Origin of the sequence: Paenibacillus validus NBRC 15382 (assembly GCF_004000985.1) — a bacterium.
Taxonomy (GTDB): Bacteria; Bacillota; Bacilli; order Paenibacillales; family NBRC-103111; genus Paenibacillus_G; species Paenibacillus_G validus.
This window is the reverse complement of the sequence record NZ_BIMH01000070.1, coordinates 1-17,476: the sequence shown is the minus strand read 5'-3', so window position 1 is coordinate 17,476 and position 17,476 is coordinate 1. Positions and strand designations below refer to the sequence as shown.

The window sequence follows — 17,476 nt, the reverse complement described above, 5'->3', positions numbered from 1 at the left end:
ACTCAACCTATGGGAGCATTATACACAACCTCAGAAGAGCCGCCCAAATGGTCAAATAGAGCAAGAAAAATGGAATCGAAAGGAAAATCCTCCTTGTATAAAAAATCGCAGTGAAGAAGGGCCATTTCAAAATTCGATTTTTTCAGGGGCAACTAATTAGTTAACTTTACATTGTACTATTGATAGGAGAATACATTTTGAAAAAGTGGTTAATAGGATCGTTAATTGCGATAAGCTTTTTAAGCATTGGTGGTTATGCCGGTTACCATTATCTAGTAGACTTGGCGGCTAATAAACTGCTGCAAGAACTTCCCAGTGATTTAAAAGACACAGACATTTCCATTGATGTCGATAAGTTAACTAACAATAATGATCAGTTAGTTGCAACACAGTCAGCTAGTGAGAAGGCAAACGAGTTGAAGCTGGATGCTGCCGAATCCAAAACAGAAAATATTCCTCAAGAACAGAATTCCACAAAGCAAGAAGAAATTAAGAATTCGAACGCAAAAAATGATAGCGAGAGCCGGGAAGTTCTAAGTTTTGAAAACAAGCAACAAGCGGTTAAATTTGCCATGAGTAAATTTTCGGTTTCTGAAATCAAGCACATCAAACAACTGGCTAGCGGAGAGTTAACTGCTGAGAAAAAGGCTGAATTAAAAAGAATAGCTTATTCCAAATTCACCAAGGAAGAAATAGAAGCTGTAAGAAAAGCCGTTTCCAAGTAGCACGTTAGTAGTGGATGCTCACTTCCAATACTATTACCTAGCATCAATACGTGTTACTATATAGAGGAAAGCTGATCTACTAACTATACATAGGGTGATTGGATGAGGAAAAAACTCTTAGTCGTTCTGGCTAGTTTGGGTGTTCTTATTATAGCGGCGTTCTTTATTGCGAATAAATCGTTCTCAATTATTATGAATAGCATAAGCGGAGGAAGTTCCTTACATACACTATCGGCTGACTCTACAGTACAAAAGCAGCCCAACCTCGATAAGTCTACGAATAGCGACAATCAGGTCGTACCGGAATCTAATTCCGTTTCAACTCAGAGCTCTAATTCTACTGAAAATCATGGTGCCTTATCGACTTCTGCGCAAAATGAAAAAACAGAAGTCAGTCCTATCACGGAAGATAAAGGATCTAACAAAGCAACATCAGATGCTGCTAAAAGTTCTGCTGAAAGCCAGGAGAAGCCGAACGGCAATACAACCCAATACTCAGCCACTATATCAGAAGAGAAAGCGGAAAAAGTGAAGGATGAAATCACCATAGCCGAAAAAGCCAAGGTAACCTCCATGCTTTTATCCAAGCTTAGTCCTGGCGAACTAAAACTATTTGCCCAAATGGCATCAAATGGCCTATCATTGGAAGAAAAAAAAGAAGCCAAAAAAATCATCCTCAATAAGCTATCCGAGGATGAATACAACCAGCTCATCGGTATTGCCGCTAAGTATGGTTTAAGCCAAGGCAAAAACTACGCGGATTCGAAGAAACAAGATCTTTCAAACAAACAAGATACAACCAAGCAAGATACAACCAAACAAGATCAGCCCAAACAACCCTAAGTCTAGGTAACAGAAAGGTGACCACAGTGAAGAATAAAATTAAACTATTTTCCTTAGCCGCGATGTTATTCGCAAGCGCGGTAAGCACCGCTTCCGCCGCGCAGACCCCACAAAACGTTGATGTTTACTACGTTCCGCTGCAATTCGTCTTCGACGGTGAGCAGTATGCTCCGCCGGAGGATCAGCAGGGCTTTATTTATGAAGGAAGTACATATGTGCCGCTGCGCTTTATCTCTTACTCTCTGAACAAAGCCGTCCAGTGGGACGGGGATACATATAAGGTCACAGTAGAAGAGCCGAAAGCTGCGGATAAAGTGCAGATCGATGAGTATAATCTCAATACGAAGGTGCGCGGCGGGAAATTGCGGGATTCCTTTGACGCTTCCCAGTTGAAGCCGTCAAGCATTTCAGTATACCAAGAGAAAGTCCAATACGTCTTTGACGGCCAAACGAAAGAAATCGGCGAAGAGCTGCCGGGCTTGTTCGTAGATAACAGCCTCTATGTGCCGCTTCGCTTCTTCTCGGAGTCCGTTGGCAGGAAGATCGAGTGGGATGCGGTGAGCTATACGATTAAGGCCGAGGTTCCGGCGGCGGACAAGCCGAAGGCTGAACAGGATAAGCCGGCCACGCCAAAGCCGGCAGAAGCTCCGAAGCCGGCGGCGCCAGCTGCACCGGTGATGGGCGGCGGAGGCGGTGGCGGCGCTACAACGACAAGGACGGAACAATCGATCGCCGATGAGTTTAAACCGCGAATCGAAGCCCTTCAATCGGAAGCGATGGTGTATTTCTTAGGTTTGCTTGCGCAGTACAGTAACATTGAAGACGAGCAGGAGAAGGCTGCCAAGAAAGCGGAATTGAAAACCCAAGCCGAAGCCAAGCTTGCCGAGTTTGATAGCCGCTTTAATACGATCATCTCTGCGATGGAAGCCAAATTGGGCGAGTACCAATATGGCACCGCCAAGGCCGATGAATATCGGGCAAGCTATGAACAGGCAAAGTCTTTGGCTAAACAGTCTTACGGTATCTAATCAGCTTGACTTCGCATCGTTCTCTCTAGCGGGAGGACGGTGCTTTTATTTTATTAATAAGATTTTGCAATAATGACTATCGCTTTTATATATTTCCCCAATAAGCCTGCCATCCCTCATAATATAGAAAAAGGAAGGGGCTGAAAGCCATGACCAAGAAAACGGGGAAGCCGGCGGCCGGGCAGCAATGGAATGCCGAGCACTATGACAAGCAAATCGGGTTTGTGTCGGAGCTGGGGAAAGGTTTGATTGCGTTGTTGAAGGCGCAGGCGGGGGAGCGGATTCTGGACCTGGGCTGCGGGACGGGGGATTTGGCCTATGAGATTGCGCAGATGGGGGCGCATTGCGTAGGGATCGATTATTCACAAGAGATGATCGATAAGGCACGGAGTAAATACCCCGGTGTACGGTTTGAGCAAGCGGATGGCCAAGCGTTTCGGTTGAAGGATGGCGAGCAGCCCTATGATGCGGTATTCTCGAATGCGGCGCTGCATTGGATGAAGCGTCCGGAGCAGGTAGTGGAGTCGGTATGGTTGGCTCTGCGGCCTGGGGGGCGGTTTGTGGCTGAATTCGGCGGAGCCGGGAATGTGGAAACTATTTTCTGTGCGGTCCGTGATACGGTAAAGACATATGGCATCGACGCCGGTGAGCGGGACCCATGGTATTTTCCGACGATTGGCGAATATGCTTCGATATTGGAGAATCAGGGCTTTCAAGTAGGGTATGCGGAATTGTATGATCGGCCCACACGCTTAAGCGATGGGGAGCAGGGGATGCGGCATTGGTTGAAAGCTTTTGCCGGTGTGTTCTTTGAAGGCTTGACGGAAAAAGAGAAAGAGGAAGCGGCCGATCGCTGTGTGCAATTGGTAAAACCCGTCCTCTATGAGGGCGGGCAGTGGATGGCTGATTACCGGAGGATCCGGGTGCATGCCATGAGGCCGCGGCGGTGATGAAGCTCAGGTAGAAGTTTGTAATGAAGTTTAGTCTCGCAGGTTTAAGAAGGAGACGCGGTTTTCCAGCGACGACATCCGTTCTTCCATCGCGGCGAGCATCTGCTCGAGTTCGGCAAAGCCTTCGTCGATACCGGCGTATTTATGGCGAATATCCAATAATTCTTGAGTTATAGATTGGAGATTGTTTTCCATCTTTTTATCCTCCTGACGGATTACATCCGAATGAAAGTTATATTATAATAGATTCGACTAGTTCTTTAGATTTTAGTCGGTCGTTTACAAATAATTCCATGCCCGCAGGTGAATGCCTGCGGGCTGCTTCTATATACCAATCAAATCTATGAAATAGATTTGGGGCGTTACTAGTTTCAAAGAGGAATTGTTAACAGTGGAAGCGGTTTATATATGAGCAACTTGTCGACTACGTGCATGGGTGCAGTCAGAGAGGGGTTATCATCCGAGTGTTTACTTTCCGTACGATGCCATGGTTACGCTTATTTGTATCCATATTGTTACTAGGTTCTGTATTTACCGCTTACCATATGGCGGGTGTGCAAGGGGAGGCGCGCATTCCGCCCTTTGTTCTGATCCGTCTGGAGGACGTCGGACCGGGAGGACAGTACGGGTCCATAGAGCAGCTCGGGAAGCTGCGGGCCGTGCTTGAGTATTTGCAGGAACAGCACGTGGCCTATCATATCGCCCTAATTCCCAGATGGATCGACTACCCGAAGGACGGCCCTGCTTACGATGTGAGACTGGATCAAGCAGATCATCCGTATGTAGCGGCATTCCAAAAGGTCGTCAAGGATGCGCTTTCGTCGGGAGCCATCGTCGGCATGCATGGCTATACGCATCAAGTCGGACAAAGCCGCAGGGATGACGGGCACCATGAATCCGGTATCGGCAACGAGTTCGACGTGGCGGATGTGGCGGAGACGCAGACGAAAGCTTTTGCCGAGGAGCGGATGCGGGAGGGGCTGGCTATTTTTCGCAATGCCGGCATTACACCGCAGTTTTGGGAGGCGCCCCACTATCATACGACAGCGGCGCAGGATGAAGTGTTTCGCTCGTACTTCGGCTTGCAGTATCAGTCCGAGGTTCAAGCGCATCGTAACGCGCCTGCGGCTATTTATATGAATGGAAGAAATGAAGGATCGACTTTGGGGGCGGCCTACGTGCCGACGCCTTTTGATTACATCCCTTCTAACAAGGATGAGCGGGTGATCCTGGACCGTCTTGGCAAATCGGACAACATTGGCTCGTTCTTCTATCATCCGTTCCTGGAGTTCAAGTCGCTGATACCGGTAACCGACGAAGAGGGCGATCAACTGTATCGGGACGGGCTTCCGGTATATCGCTACCCCGATAAAAATGTCAGCGTGCTGCAGAAGCTCGTAGCCGGCTTGAAGGCGAAAGGGTATGCTTTTTATTCCATACAAGATTACGTGCCTTTCACCCCGGCTCAGCATGTAACGGCTGCTGATGGTTCGCTCTCCCGCTTGCTGCTCGGTGATGCGGACGGCGACGGGCAGGTGGACCGGATCGATTGGAATGAGCGCAATGGGGACGTCTCCGTGACGTTGGGAAGGTATCAGGGAGTACGGAACGAGCAGCCGGGCCAGGCCGCGAAGTGGGGACGTATGGCCTATAAGAAGGGGGCAGCGGCGGCGGTCAGCGGCAGAGACGAGAAGGGCCCGTGCAGCGTCTGGAAAGCCGATCCGAACGGGAAGCTGGAGCGGTATGCAGCCAGCGGCGGGCGGTTCGAGCCGTCCGGCAGTTGGACGATCGATGCACGCGCTTGGGATAGCTTATACACGCTGCCGCTTGCCGGAGGCGACCTGCTGGTAGCCGGTTTGACTCAGGAACGCCGGGAGCTGTATGGTTGGCTTCTCCATAAGGACGAGATGAGGCCGTTGAAGCCTTACAAGCTGCGAAGCGAGCTGCGTTCGGAGCTTCAGGCAAGACGCGAGAGCGGCGGGACGTTGTTCGCGGCTAAGGACGGCGCTTCCGCAGGGATCGAGTTTAAGCCGGATACGCAAAAGCTCGAGTGGACGGCAGCCCGGGCCGGTCTTGACTTGCCGAACGAGGAAGGGAAGCTGCGGTTCGGCGATTATAACGGGGACGGGCTCGAGGATGTGTTCCGCTGGAATAGCCGGACGATGACGGGGACGGTGTATTTGCGCACGAATGAGGCAGGGTGGAAGCTGTTGTCCGGGTTCGGCCCTTGGGGAGTGCCCGGCGCGGAGCCGAAGCTGTGGATTGCCGACGCCGACGGCAACGGAAAAAGCGATCTGGCGCTTCAAGACGGCAAGAGCGGCGACTTGGACGTTGCGCTGTCTTTTATCCGTCAGTAAGACTTGACCTTGTTCCTTTCCGGTTTTTCAGGCAAAATGGAGATGTACGCGAAGACGGAAAGGAAATGGACTTCTATATGAAAAGTTGGCTTCAGCAGTTTACGCAGCATTGGAAAGTGATTCTGGGGCTGGCGCTCCCTTCCATTATTTCGTTCGCGTCGGGTACCGTGACCGGTACGATCAATTTATTAATGGTGGGGCCCATGGGGGCGCTCGTCATTGCGGTGGTCGGCGTGTCCAATATTGTGGCCTACAACGCCTGGGCGCTATGTTCGGGCTTCGGGCATTCGGTCAATTATTTAGTGGCGCAAAATTACGGCGCCGGGCAAATGGATCAAGCGGTACGTCGCACGTACACGGCCTTATATGTCGGTTCGGCGGTCGCTCTGCTGGCGGCTATCGTCGGGCTGCTGCTGCCGGGCTCGATTCTCCGCTTGATGGGCGGTTCGCCCGAGCTGGTCGGGGCTGGCGCCGATTATTTGCGTTTCAGGTTGTTTGCGGTGGCGTGTTTTACGGTCAGCTTCGTCCTGCACGGATTTTTTCGCGGGGTGGGCGACACGCGGACACCGATGGTGATGTCGCTTGTGGCGAACGGCTCGATGATCTTTTTTACCTATACGTTGACGTACGGGCACTGGGGATTCCCGGAGCTTGGGCTTCGGGGAGCGGGGCTGGCCGTTCTGATCGGAGAGGCGCTCAGTCTGATCGGCAGCGCATATGTGTTCTTGGTGCCGATGCATCGCAGGTTTGTGACCCGCAGACGTATTCGGCTGGAGCGGGCCGAGTCGAAGCTGCTGCTGGTGGAAAGCGGAAAGCTGGGCATGCAGGAGATGGCGATGTCGCTCGCGATGTTCGTCTTCACCATGTTCGTTACGCGTCTGGGCACCGAAGCGCTTGCGGCCAATGAGATCGCGCTGAACGTGATGGGGCTTGGCTTTATGCCGGCATTCGCTTTCGGGGCGACGGCGACGATCCTGGTCGGTCAAGAGATCGGCCGCGGCCAGCCGCGCTTGGCGCGCCGGTTGGGTACGGATGTCGCCGTGCTCGGCAGTTTGTTCCTGCTCGTGCTGGGGACGGTCGAGTTTTTCTTCGCGGTGCCGATCGCCCGGCTGTATGCGTCCGACCCGGCCGTCTATGAGTTGGCGGGTCGCCTCCTGATGATCTCCGCGTATTTGCAGCTGTTCGACGGGGTGTTGAACTATTATGCCGGGGCGCTGCGTGGACTCGGCGATACGACGTTCCTGCTGCGGGCGTCGCTCGTGCTCAATTGGCTTGTGTTCATCCCGCTTGCCTATGTGCTGACCTTCACGCTGGAGCTTGGAAGTACCGGAGCGTGGCTGTCGCTCTATATATTCTTAACGCTGATCGCGTTGGCGTTATGCATTCGTTTCTACCGTACCGACTGGGATACAGTCACGGTGAAGCAGCCGAGCCATGAGTAAGGCGGAGCAAGGACGAGCGGGTATCCGATCCGGCTGCGCGGAAGAAGCTCGCGACCGGCGTCCTTGACGGCATCCGTAACTATTTCAATATCCCCGGGAGTAGGGTGCAAAACCGTGAACCGATACTTGAATATGCGTGTCATGCCGTTCGTTCTATTCGCGCTGCTGATGCTTAGCCTGGGCTTGCTCAGCCCTCTTCTGTTCAACCTCTCCGGCTCGGCGCCGGTTGCGAAGGACGGCGTGCTGGATCTTCGTGAATGGCGTTGGGAGGACGGGCAAGCCGTACGTTTAGACGGGATGTGGGAATTTTATTGGAAGGAGCTGCGTGACCCGGATCAATTCGCCGTGAAGTCCGGTACAAGCCCGGGTACGAGTCCCGGCGCAGGACTGGATTCAAGCGCCGACTCACGGGCCGGCTCAAGCGCTGACTCACACGCCGGCTCAAGCACCGACTCAAGCCCTTCTGAAGGCGGCGAGCGGTCAAGCTTGACTCATGTCGCTGTACCCGGTTCGTGGAACGGGACGGTTGTGGGCGGCCGCTCGATCGAAGGTGAAGGTTACGCCACGTACCGCCTCCGCGTCCTGCTGCCCGAACCCGAGCAGGCGCAGGAGCTGGCGCTGGACATACCGACGATCAACACAGCCTACCGGTTGTGGATTAACGGCCGCATGACCGCGGCTGCCGGGCAAGTCGGCACGAACGCAGAGACGTCCCGGCCGGAATTTGTGCCGCAGTTGACGATTGCGGACCGGTTTGCCTCGGAGCTCGATATCGTGGTGCAAATCTCCAACTACGATCACCAGAAAGGCGGTATCCGCCAGCCCATCAAGTTAGGTCTCTTCCAGTCGGTGAGCCGGGAAAAGGAGTTGTCCGCCGGCTTCGACACGCTGCTGATCGGCAGCCTGCTCATCATGGGGCTGTATCATCTGGGGCTGTTCGCCGTTCGGACGAAAGAGCTGTCCACGCTATATTTCGGCATCTTCTGTTTATTGTTCAGTCTGCGGATGATGCTGCTCGGCGAAATTGTGATGACCAAGCTGTTCCCCGGCTTCAGCTGGGAGCTCGAGCTGGTGCTCGAATATATGACAGCGGCGCTGTCCTTGCCGGTCTTCATCCTCTTCTTCGCCAACCTGTATCCTTCGGAAAGCTCGCGGACCGTCAACATGGTCTTCTGCGTCGCGCTGCTGGCTTATTCTGGCGTGCTGCTCGCCCTGCCGCCGTTCTTGTTCACAAGCGCGTTGTGGGTGCTTCAATTGCTCGTTGTGCTCGGCATTTGCTACATTCTGTCAACCGTCACGCTGGCGTTCATAAGACGCCGGGAAGGCGGCAGCCTCCTGCTGTTCTCCTGCTTCATTCTGGCGGCTGCAATTATTAACGATATGATGTACGCGCATGAGTGGGTGAAGACGACGGAACGCATGTCTGCGTTTGGCCTGCTGGTGTTCATTTTCTCCCAGTCGTTGCTGTTGTCCATGAAGCTCTCACGCGCTTACGTCAACGAAGAGAAGCTGTCCGCAGCGCTAACGGAGATGAACAGCGGGCTTTATGAGAAAATTAAGGAGCGTACCGGCGATTTAGAGCAGGCTTACGAGGCGTTGGTTCTGACGAATGGCGAGCTGTCGCGGATGGTGACGTCACGCAGTCATCTGATCAGTAACATTTCCCACGATTTGGGCACGCCGCTGACGACGATTCAAGGATACCTGGAGGCGATCCTGGACGGGCTGGTCGATACGGAGGAGCAGCGGGAGCGGTACTTGCGCATCATTCACAGCAAAGTGATCGGGATGGACCGGTTAATCGAAGATTTATTCCAGCTATCGCAGCTGGAGGCGAGGCAGGTCGAATTCAAGAAGCAGCCGCTCACGACCGAACGTCTGATCGAGAGGCTGTACCAGCGCTATGAGCTGGACGCGAGGAACGCGGATATTCATTATACGCTGTCGATACGCGGAGAGGCGGCGCAAGCGGGGACGTTTTCCACTGTAAACGTCGACGTGGAGCGCTTGCATCAGGTGTTCGGCAATCTGGTGGCGAACGCAATTAAATTTACGCCGTCCGGCGGCATGATCCAAGTCGATATGATCGATAACGGTGCAGAAATGAAGGTTCGCGTCCTCGATACGGGAGAAGGAATTGGCGAAGACGATCTGCCGTATGTGTTCGACCGGTTCTATACGAGCAACAAGTCGCGCAACTCCGTTACGGGGGGCAAGGGTCTCGGGTTGTCTATCGCCAGGGAGATCGTCGAGGTTCACGGAGGGCGTATTTGGATCGAGCACACAGCCAAGGGGCAAGGTACGATCATCTGCTTCTCGCTTCCGGCAGAAAAGGCTTGACCGCCAGCCATTATTTGCCTATTCTAAACAGTAACAGCGGGACTTTGGGATTATGTTTCGGACGGTGATGGCATGTCGGCTCAAAAAATTATGATTGTCGAAGATGACCCCGAAATTCGGGATGTAATCCGTCTTTATTTGGAGAAGAACGACTACGACGTCGTTTGGGCGGGTAATGGAACGGATGCGGTCCTGTTGGCTGAAGCCGAGCAGCCGGATCTGGCCATTCTAGACGTGCTGCTGCCGGGAAAAGACGGCTTCGAGATATGCCGGGAGCTGCGGGCGGTATCGTCGGTTCCGATCCTGTTTCTGAGCTGCAAGAAAGAAGAGTCCGACAAAATCCATGCGCTTAACTTGGGCGGCGACGATTATATAACGAAGCCCTTCTCCCCTAACGAGCTGATTGCCAGGGTGCGCGCGCATCTGCGCAGACCGTTCATGACGGGCGGCGAAACGGCTGAATCGGCTTCGGCCAAACTGGCGTTCGGGTCTATCCGCATCGACCGGGCCAGCCGGGTGGTGAAGGTAAACGGTCAAGACGTGCAGCTTTCCCGCAAGGAATTCGACTTGCTGCATTATCTTGCTTCGCGGCCGGAGCAGACGTTCACGCATGAGCACCTCTTCCGCGAGATTTGGGGGCAGGAATGCTTCAACGACACCCGTACGATTATCGTACATGTCAGCAACCTGCGCAAGAAGATCGAACCGGACCCTTCGAATCCTCGATATATTATCAATGTGCACGGGGTCGGGTATAAATTCGCGCATCCCGGCGGAACTTACCACTAACATACAGCTGAGCGCGAGCTTGCCGCGACGAAGAAAGGGGAATGGATATGGAAGTGAATATTACGGAAGCGTCAATGACGCATTCCAAGGAAGACGGTTATTTGGGACGCGTCGTGTTCGGGGTGACCGGACAGCAATCCGCTTACGAGCTGACGCTCCAGAGCAAGAACGCTCGCGATTGGTCCTACAGCTTAAGCTTTACCGCAAGCTCGGGCAAGGAAGAAGACATCTATGTCGTGGAATCGCGGCTGGAAGAAGACGATGAGCTGTTCGACGCCCTGGTTGATGCCGCGATGCAAAATTTGCAATCGTAGAAGAACGAATGCCTGTTATCGCGGAAATAGGCTGCGGCCAAGACAGGAGAAGAAAGATCGCAGCAGCGTTCGCTCTATGGGGCGATACGCGCGCGATCTTTTTTGCGATTTTACCCATTAAAAGGAATTGCGTGAAGGAGGGGATTGCGTGAAGTCCAAATTTGAGATCGTCTTGCTGGTGCTCTCGCTGACATTTACGTTATCGTTGACGGCTTGTTCACAAGGGAAGATCAAGCCTCCGGATACACCGGCAAACAAGGAAACGCCGGAATCGGCCGAGCGGGAGAGCGGGAAGAACGCTTCGGTCGAGGTGTTGGCTGAAGGGCTGCGGACGCCTTGGGCGCTCGATTTTCAGGGGAGTACGATGTATGTCAGCGAGCGGGAAGGAACGATCGCGAAGATCGAGGGAACGTCGGTCAAGCGGCAAGAGGTGCGTCTCCGGAAGCCGCTTCTTTCGGAAGGAGAGGGCGGTTTTCTCGGCTTCGTGCTCGCCCCAGACTTCACCGTGAGTAAACTGGCCTTCGCCTATCATACTTACAAGGATAACGGGACGGTTTGGAACCGGGTCGTCGTTCTGAAGGAGAATGCGGGCGGTTGGACGGAGCAGCAAGCGCTGCTGGAGCGTATCCCGGGCTCGCTCAACCACAACGGGGGAAGATTGGCTCTCGGTCCGGACAAGCAGCTGTACGTGACGACGGGAGATTCGAATGTACCTGATTTGGCGCAGGACCTCAGCAGCTTGGCCGGAAAAATATTACGGATGACGCCGGACGGTCAAGTTCCGAAAGATAACCCTTTTCCCGAATCGTATGTGTATTCGTACGGACATCGCAATTCGCAGGGGATTGCGTGGACGTCAGACGGGGCGATGTATGCTTCGGAGCACGGGCCTTCGGGCTCGCCGGCAGGGCACGACGAAATGAATCGGATTCAAGCGGGCGCCAATTACGGTTGGCCGCTTGTCATCGGTGACGAGAGGCGTGAGGGGATGCTCCCGCCCTTGTATCATACAGGTCGCGAAGCCATAGCCCCGTCCGGAATTGCAATAGGCGGGAACGGTCCCATCTATGTGGCTGCTTTGCGCGGAGAAGCGCTGTTCCGCTACGAACCGGAGACGAAGTCGATAAATGCCGTCCTGCAGCATGCAGGGCGTCTCCGGGACGTGAAGGTTCATGGCGGGTATGTGTATGTATTGACGAACAATACGGACGGGAGAGGCGTGCCGAAGGCGGGCGACGATCGCTTGATGAGGATGAAGGAGTAGACGTCGTTCCTCGTCCGATATGTAGATGCCCATCATCCGGTCGTTGATGTTTTTATGGAGATGGCATCGGCCCTCTCTGGTATAATAAATAGCGAACCAGATAAAGAGAGTGGAGTGGACGCAAGCGATGATCCGATTAGTTGCATTCGATGTAGACGGCACGCTGCGGGATCGGGACCAATTGCCCGAATCGACGCGGACGGCGCTGAAGCAGTTGAAGGAAAGAGGGATCGCCCTCGCTTTATGCACGGGAAGGAGCGAATATGAGATGGCATCGCTCCGCGAGGAGCTCGGCATCGATTGGGCGATCACCTGTAACGGCAGTCATGTCGGGCATCGGGGGAAGACGTTGTCCGGTACCCCGTTCGCGCGGACGACGGTGGAAGGGTGGCTGACGGAGGCGGAGCGGTTAAACCATACGCTGTTGTTGTACGGGGCAAACGGTTTGTATACGAACCGGGAGAACGCCCCGTTGTTCCGGCGCGCGCAGCAGGAGATCGGCTTCATGGAGCCGACGTTAATCGATTCGGCGAGCGGCGAGCTGCCGGAAATTTACCAGAGCATTATCTTCTGCGGGGAAGAAGAGGAGTCTTTCTATACGGGAGCGGAGCGTGACGGCTTTTACGTTCATCGCTGGCGGACGTGGGCGGTCGATCTGAATCCGAGCGGCATGAACAAAGCGATCGGCCTGCGGATGCTGATGGATCATCTGGCGATCGCCCCCGAAGAAACGGCCGCCTTCGGCGACGGCCTGAACGATTTGGAAATGATCGCATCCGTCGGCATGGGCATCGCGATGGGCAACGCCTGCGAGGAACTGAAGGAGCGGGCTCGCTTCGTCACGAAGCCGCTGCACGAAGATGGCATCGCGTATGCGGTGGAGAAGTGGATATTGCCCGCATGAAATACATCCGGGATTTGTTGGTGCTCGCCGTCGCGGCGACTCGCCGCTCATCCGCCAATTGCGGTATCGGCTCGACGAAGCGGGGGGTGTACTTCTAGCAATTCCCGGGGCGAAAAAGGTGCTGCAGCGGACGAACGGCGGCGAACCGCAGGCAGGGCTTGGCTTGATTTCAGATGCTGGATGCACAATAGCGGAACTATGAGATGATGATGCGCTGCTAGTCCGGCTGCAAATCCGGATCGGCACGACTAACATCTCGCAGTTCCGCTGTTTATGTTTGAAGAGGACATATGCTTTTGGCAGTAGCCTACAGGATATCGATGATCGTCTATTTGGTTAAAGCCCGTTTTAAAAATTTTTTTAGCGTTTTGAACCGGCTCGATTTTATGGCAGAGAAAGCAATAAAAATATAAGTCGCATGTCATAAACAGCTCTCCTAATGAATGCTTGCATCATGATGGTTCTTAGATTTTAAATCATGCTCATTTTTATAAAATATGCTTCCCGCCATTAAACATTCACAAACAACATAGGATTAATGCTATAATGACGGGTAACCGAGCCCTTCTCTCGGCCTATTACATAAATGTTACGGATCGTTGCAGCAAGGGGGGCGCATCTTGTTCTCATCTGTTCTTGATTTGCCTATATTTAAAGATATCGATATCCGGGACGAGTCTTTTGTGCTGTCCAGGTTTACGGAACGAAATTATGCGAGCAAGCAGGTTGTTTTTTTTCAAGGCGATGAAGGTCACGAGATGTATATCATCAAATCGGGCGCGTTAAAAATTTACCAGGAGCATGAATACAAGCAGATTATTCTCGCACACCAATTTCCAGGCGAAACCCTTGGCGAACTTGAGGTGCTTCATCACGACAATCGCCGGCTTGCTTCTGCCGCAACCATAGAAAAAACGACGTTATGGATGATAAAAAAGCCTCAGCTCGAGGAGATCATCTATGCTTTTCCGCAAATCATGCGCAGATTGTTCTATGTGATCAGTGAGCGCCTTCGCCAAGCGAACAGAAAAATCGAGTACCTTGCCTTTCTGGACGCCCGTGTTCGAGTGGCGAATCTTCTTCTTGATTTATATACGAATTTTGGCGTTGAAACGGAAGAAGGATACATGATTAATTGGAAGATCACCCAACAACACTTTGCCGATATGATCGGCATCGGTCGTGAAAGTGCTACGCGGGCGCTGCATGAATTTCAGGACGGCGGCTTGATCCGTATGCAAAATAAGCATTTCATCATTATCGACTTGCACGGGTTAAAATCCCTTACCGGCCCGGATCGCGATACATCCGAATGGAGACAATGGCACTCCTGTCATAACTATAATAGGTATAACAATTAAATAATTCAGTGACCGCTTCCGCAAAATTTTTGTGTTCCTTGTCACGAACATATGCTCGATTCTGTAATCATATTGTAATGACTGCCTTTCCGTAGGGGGAAGCGAAAAGCCGCACTAACGTCAATAAATTACACCAAAGAGTATAATTTTAGTTCTCTAAAATGAATGGACAGTTCTTTATAATGGACAATATAAACATGCAGTTCCTGCCAAATGAATGCCTGCAAAAGGAGAAAAATGATGAAAAAAGCATGGTGGAAAGAGTCCGTCGTCTATCAAGTTTACTGGCGAAGCTTCTATGATTCGGATGGGGACGGGTATGGAGATCTGGAAGGCGTCATTCATAAATTGGACTACATCCAACAGCTGGGCGTCGATGTCATCTGGTTAAATCCTGTTTATGGATCGCCGGATAAAGATAACGGATACGATATCTCCGACTACAATATCATTATGGAAAAAGCCGGCACCATGGAAGCTTGGGAGAAACTTCTCGAAGAAGTTCACCGAAGAGGCATGAAGCTCATCATGGACTTAGTCGTTAACCATACTTCCGATCAGCATCCGTGGTTCCTGGAATCCAGGTCCTCGACGCATAACCCGAAGAGGGATTGGTATATATGGAGGGACGGCAAGAACGGGAAGGCGCCTAACAACTGGCGGTCTTACTTTTCTCCGTCGACCTGGGAATGGGATGAATTAACCGGCCAGTACTACTTTCATTCGTTTGCGGTGGAGCAGCCGGATCTGAATTGGGAGAACGCCGAGCTGCGCGAAGAAATCTATAAGATGATGAGATATTGGCTGGACAAGGGTATAGATGGCTTCCGGTTGGACGCCATTGCGCTGTTGGCGAAGCCCAAAGACTTCCCCGATGCGGAGAATCCGCAAGATATCCGGTATTTGACCAATAATCCGGGCTTGCATACGTTTCTGCAAGAAATGAATGCCCGGGTGTTTAAGGACTACGATATTTTAACGGTGGGAGAAGCCGCTTTCGTAGGACCTGAGGAAGGATTGAAGTATGTAGCCGAAGACCGGCACGAACTGCATACCTTGTTTCACTTCGAGGTTTGCGACGAAATGCCGGATTGGGACATGCTGCGCTTTAAGAGCATTCAACGTCGCTGGTACGAAGGTCTCTGGGGAAGAGGCTGGAATTCCCAATTTCTGAACAATCACGATCATACCCGCCAAGTGACGCGCTACGGCAATGATGGCCAGTACCGTGTGGAATCGGCGAAGCTGCTCGCCACGATGCTCCATACGCTGCCCGGCATCCCTTACATTTATCAAGGGGAAGAGATAGGCATGACCGGCGTAGAGTTCCCTGCGATCGAGGATTACGACGATATTGCGATGAAAAATAAGTATGCGGAGGAAGTAGGCAAGGGCAGGGATCCCGCAGAGGTGCTTCAAAGCTTGAAAGCGTTAAGCCGGGATAATTCACGGACTCCGATGCAATGGGATGACAGTGAGCACGCAGGGTTTACGAAAGGCACGCCTTGGATTAAAGTGAATCCGAATTATAAAGAAATCAATGCCCGACGCGATGTTAATGATCCTCATTCGATCTATACCTACTACCAGAAATTAATCTCGTTAAGAAAACATCATGAAGTGATGGTTTACGGCGAATATGAGGATCTTACGCCGCATGATGAACACCTTTATGTCTATACCCGCCGCTTAGAGGACATCACATGGCTCGTGATGCTCAATCATTCCGATCGTCCGCATTCCTTTGCCTGGCCTGCGGGCTATGAAATGCGGAGCCGGCAATTGATACTTGCCAACTATGGCGACGACGTTAAGGAAGAAGAGCCGCTTCCCGTGGTGACGCTTCGTCCGCACGAGGCCCGCATCTATCAAATCGGTTGATGCGATCCATAAAGCGAATAATTCCAAAAAAGGATCCGCCGGCGGATCCTTTTTTGGGTTGAACGCTCGTGCCTCCATTCGACGGACTGGGAAGGCCCCCAATTCGCCTCGCTTTTGCATATCCCGATCGATCAGGAAATAAAAATGATCATCGTCCCGTTCTCCTTGCCCCGATTAATAGCCCGTAATCGGTATCCACGACTTCAAAACGCGGGGCACTCCTGCCCGGGCAGCTCGGGTTTATCCTCCGGTTAGTTAATGATATCATTTTGTAAGAACCTTTTCCCCGGTAACGACCTTAACGATTGACAGAGGGTCACAGCTATAGGTACGATAGTTTTATACCAAGTACGAGAAGTATGCAGCACCCAATTGCGGCAGTGACCGATACGGCGGGTTGTATAGAAAGCGGACAGCTGTAGAAACGGGTAAGCGCTTAAAAGATATACGGAAGGAAGAACAACTATGCAGCTAAAGAATATTGAGGCGTTTTTAAAAATTGTTGAAAAAGGGAGTTTTTCTGCAGCCGCAGATGCCTTATATATTAGCCAACCCACCATCAGTGTTCGGATCCAACAGCTCGAACAACAACTGAATACCCCGTTGTTTCAACGGATCAACGGGAGAAAGGTGGAGTTGACGCAAGCCGGGGAAAAAATTTTCCCCTATTTAAACGAAAGTTTCAAGCTGATCGAAAAAGCGTATGAAGAACTGCAAGAAATACCTGTGCAGAGGAAGAAACTGCGAATATCCTGCCCCAATCATATGGGGGTAGAAATCATGCCGGAAGTACTAAAAGTTTTATATGAATGTTATCCAAACTTTGAATTTCCCGTTAAAATCAATCCAACAGATCTTGTCGTCAAAGATATTCGTTGTGATGAAGCCGATGTTGGATTTGGTTACATTCAGGTAGAAGAAAACTATTCAGATATCTGTATGATCAAAATTGCCAACGAACAAAATATTCTCGTTTGTGCACCTGATCACCCTTTGACACAATTGGAAAAGGTTGTTCCGTCCGATTTAAGCAATCAACGTATTATCGTATACAATCGTGAATTTTATGCAACGCAAATGGTAGAGCAGTTTCTGGAAAAAAACCAACTAAAAGATTATAAGGAAGTCGAGATCAGTAACATCGGATGGTTAAAGATGATGGTTCGAAAAGGTATGGGAATTGCATTTTTACAGGAAGTTATCGTTCGGGAAGAGCTGAATAACGGTACTATTGTAAAACTTAATCTTCGCAAATCGCTTCCCCCCACACCCATTTAT

15 protein-coding genes are annotated in these 17,476 nt (G+C 51.9%); 14 read left to right on the top strand and 1 reads right to left on the bottom strand.

What is annotated here, in order from left to right; genetic code table 11:
* Window positions 1–197: 197 nt before the first annotated feature.
* The 4 genes from PVA01S_RS24795 to PVA01S_RS24780 all read left to right on the top strand — a co-directional run bounded on the left by PVA01S_RS24795 (window position 198) and on the right by PVA01S_RS24780 (window position 3,546).
* Complete coding sequence (locus PVA01S_RS24795) at window positions 198–725, top strand: hypothetical protein (RefSeq protein ID WP_127610406.1); 528 nt, start codon at window positions 198–200, stop codon at window positions 723–725.
* A 102-nt stretch (window positions 726–827) separates the two neighbouring features.
* Window positions 828–1,568, top strand: a complete 741-nt coding sequence (locus PVA01S_RS24790) for a hypothetical protein (protein ID WP_127610404.1) — start codon at window positions 828–830, stop codon at window positions 1,566–1,568.
* A gap of 17 nt (window positions 1,569–1,585) precedes the next feature.
* Window positions 1,586–2,596, top strand: a complete 1,011-nt coding sequence (locus PVA01S_RS24785) for a copper amine oxidase N-terminal domain-containing protein (RefSeq protein ID WP_164751969.1) — start codon at window positions 1,586–1,588, stop codon at window positions 2,594–2,596.
* 149 nt (window positions 2,597–2,745) lie between these two features.
* Complete coding sequence (locus PVA01S_RS24780) at window positions 2,746–3,546, top strand: class I SAM-dependent methyltransferase (RefSeq protein ID WP_127610400.1); 801 nt, start codon at window positions 2,746–2,748, stop codon at window positions 3,544–3,546.
* Between the two features lie 30 nt (window positions 3,547–3,576).
* Here the strand turns inward: PVA01S_RS24780 and PVA01S_RS26890 are convergent, their stop codons facing one another.
* Window positions 3,577–3,741, bottom strand: a complete 165-nt coding sequence (locus tag PVA01S_RS26890) for a hypothetical protein (RefSeq protein WP_164751968.1) — start codon at window positions 3,739–3,741, stop codon at window positions 3,577–3,579.
* Between the two features lie 269 nt (window positions 3,742–4,010).
* Here PVA01S_RS26890 and PVA01S_RS24775 point away from each other — a divergent pair, with 269 nt between their 5' ends.
* From PVA01S_RS24775 to PVA01S_RS24730, 10 genes are all read left to right on the top strand, one after another.
* Window positions 4,011–5,903, top strand: a complete 1,893-nt coding sequence (locus PVA01S_RS24775; protein WP_127610398.1) for a DUF2334 domain-containing protein — start codon at window positions 4,011–4,013, stop codon at window positions 5,901–5,903.
* A gap of 77 nt (window positions 5,904–5,980) precedes the next feature.
* Window positions 5,981–7,345 (top strand): MATE family efflux transporter, encoded by a 1,365-nt coding sequence (locus PVA01S_RS24770; protein ID WP_127610396.1) that lies wholly within the window; start codon window positions 5,981–5,983, stop codon window positions 7,343–7,345.
* A 114-nt stretch (window positions 7,346–7,459) separates the two neighbouring features.
* On the top strand, window positions 7,460–9,685 hold the full coding sequence (locus tag PVA01S_RS24765) for a sensor histidine kinase (RefSeq protein WP_244933043.1): 2,226 nt from the start codon (window positions 7,460–7,462) through the stop codon (window positions 9,683–9,685).
* Between the two features lie 72 nt (window positions 9,686–9,757).
* Window positions 9,758–10,474 carry a response regulator transcription factor gene (locus tag PVA01S_RS24760; RefSeq protein ID WP_127610394.1) on the top strand — a complete coding sequence of 239 codons (717 nt, stop codon included), beginning with the start codon at window positions 9,758–9,760 and terminating at the stop codon, window positions 10,472–10,474.
* Between the two features lie 47 nt (window positions 10,475–10,521).
* On the top strand, window positions 10,522–10,788 hold the full coding sequence (locus PVA01S_RS24755) for a hypothetical protein (RefSeq protein WP_054797558.1): 267 nt from the start codon (window positions 10,522–10,524) through the stop codon (window positions 10,786–10,788).
* Between the two features lie 148 nt (window positions 10,789–10,936).
* Complete coding sequence (locus tag PVA01S_RS24750) at window positions 10,937–12,052, top strand: PQQ-dependent sugar dehydrogenase (protein ID WP_244933042.1); 1,116 nt, start codon at window positions 10,937–10,939, stop codon at window positions 12,050–12,052.
* Window positions 12,053–12,179: 127 nt separating this feature from the next.
* Window positions 12,180–12,956, top strand: coding sequence for a Cof-type HAD-IIB family hydrolase (locus PVA01S_RS24745; RefSeq protein WP_054797551.1), 777 nt, complete (start codon window positions 12,180–12,182; stop codon window positions 12,954–12,956).
* A 620-nt stretch (window positions 12,957–13,576) separates the two neighbouring features.
* Window positions 13,577–14,317: a Crp/Fnr family transcriptional regulator gene (locus tag PVA01S_RS24740; RefSeq protein ID WP_164751967.1), complete on the top strand. Its 741-nt coding sequence runs from the start codon at window positions 13,577–13,579 to the stop codon at window positions 14,315–14,317.
* Between the two features lie 240 nt (window positions 14,318–14,557).
* Window positions 14,558–16,198 (top strand): glycoside hydrolase family 13 protein, encoded by a 1,641-nt coding sequence (locus tag PVA01S_RS24735; protein WP_127610390.1) that lies wholly within the window; start codon window positions 14,558–14,560, stop codon window positions 16,196–16,198.
* A 465-nt stretch (window positions 16,199–16,663) separates the two neighbouring features.
* Window positions 16,664–17,476 (top strand): LysR family transcriptional regulator (locus PVA01S_RS24730; protein ID WP_164751966.1); only part of this gene is annotated, 813 nt, incomplete at its 3' end.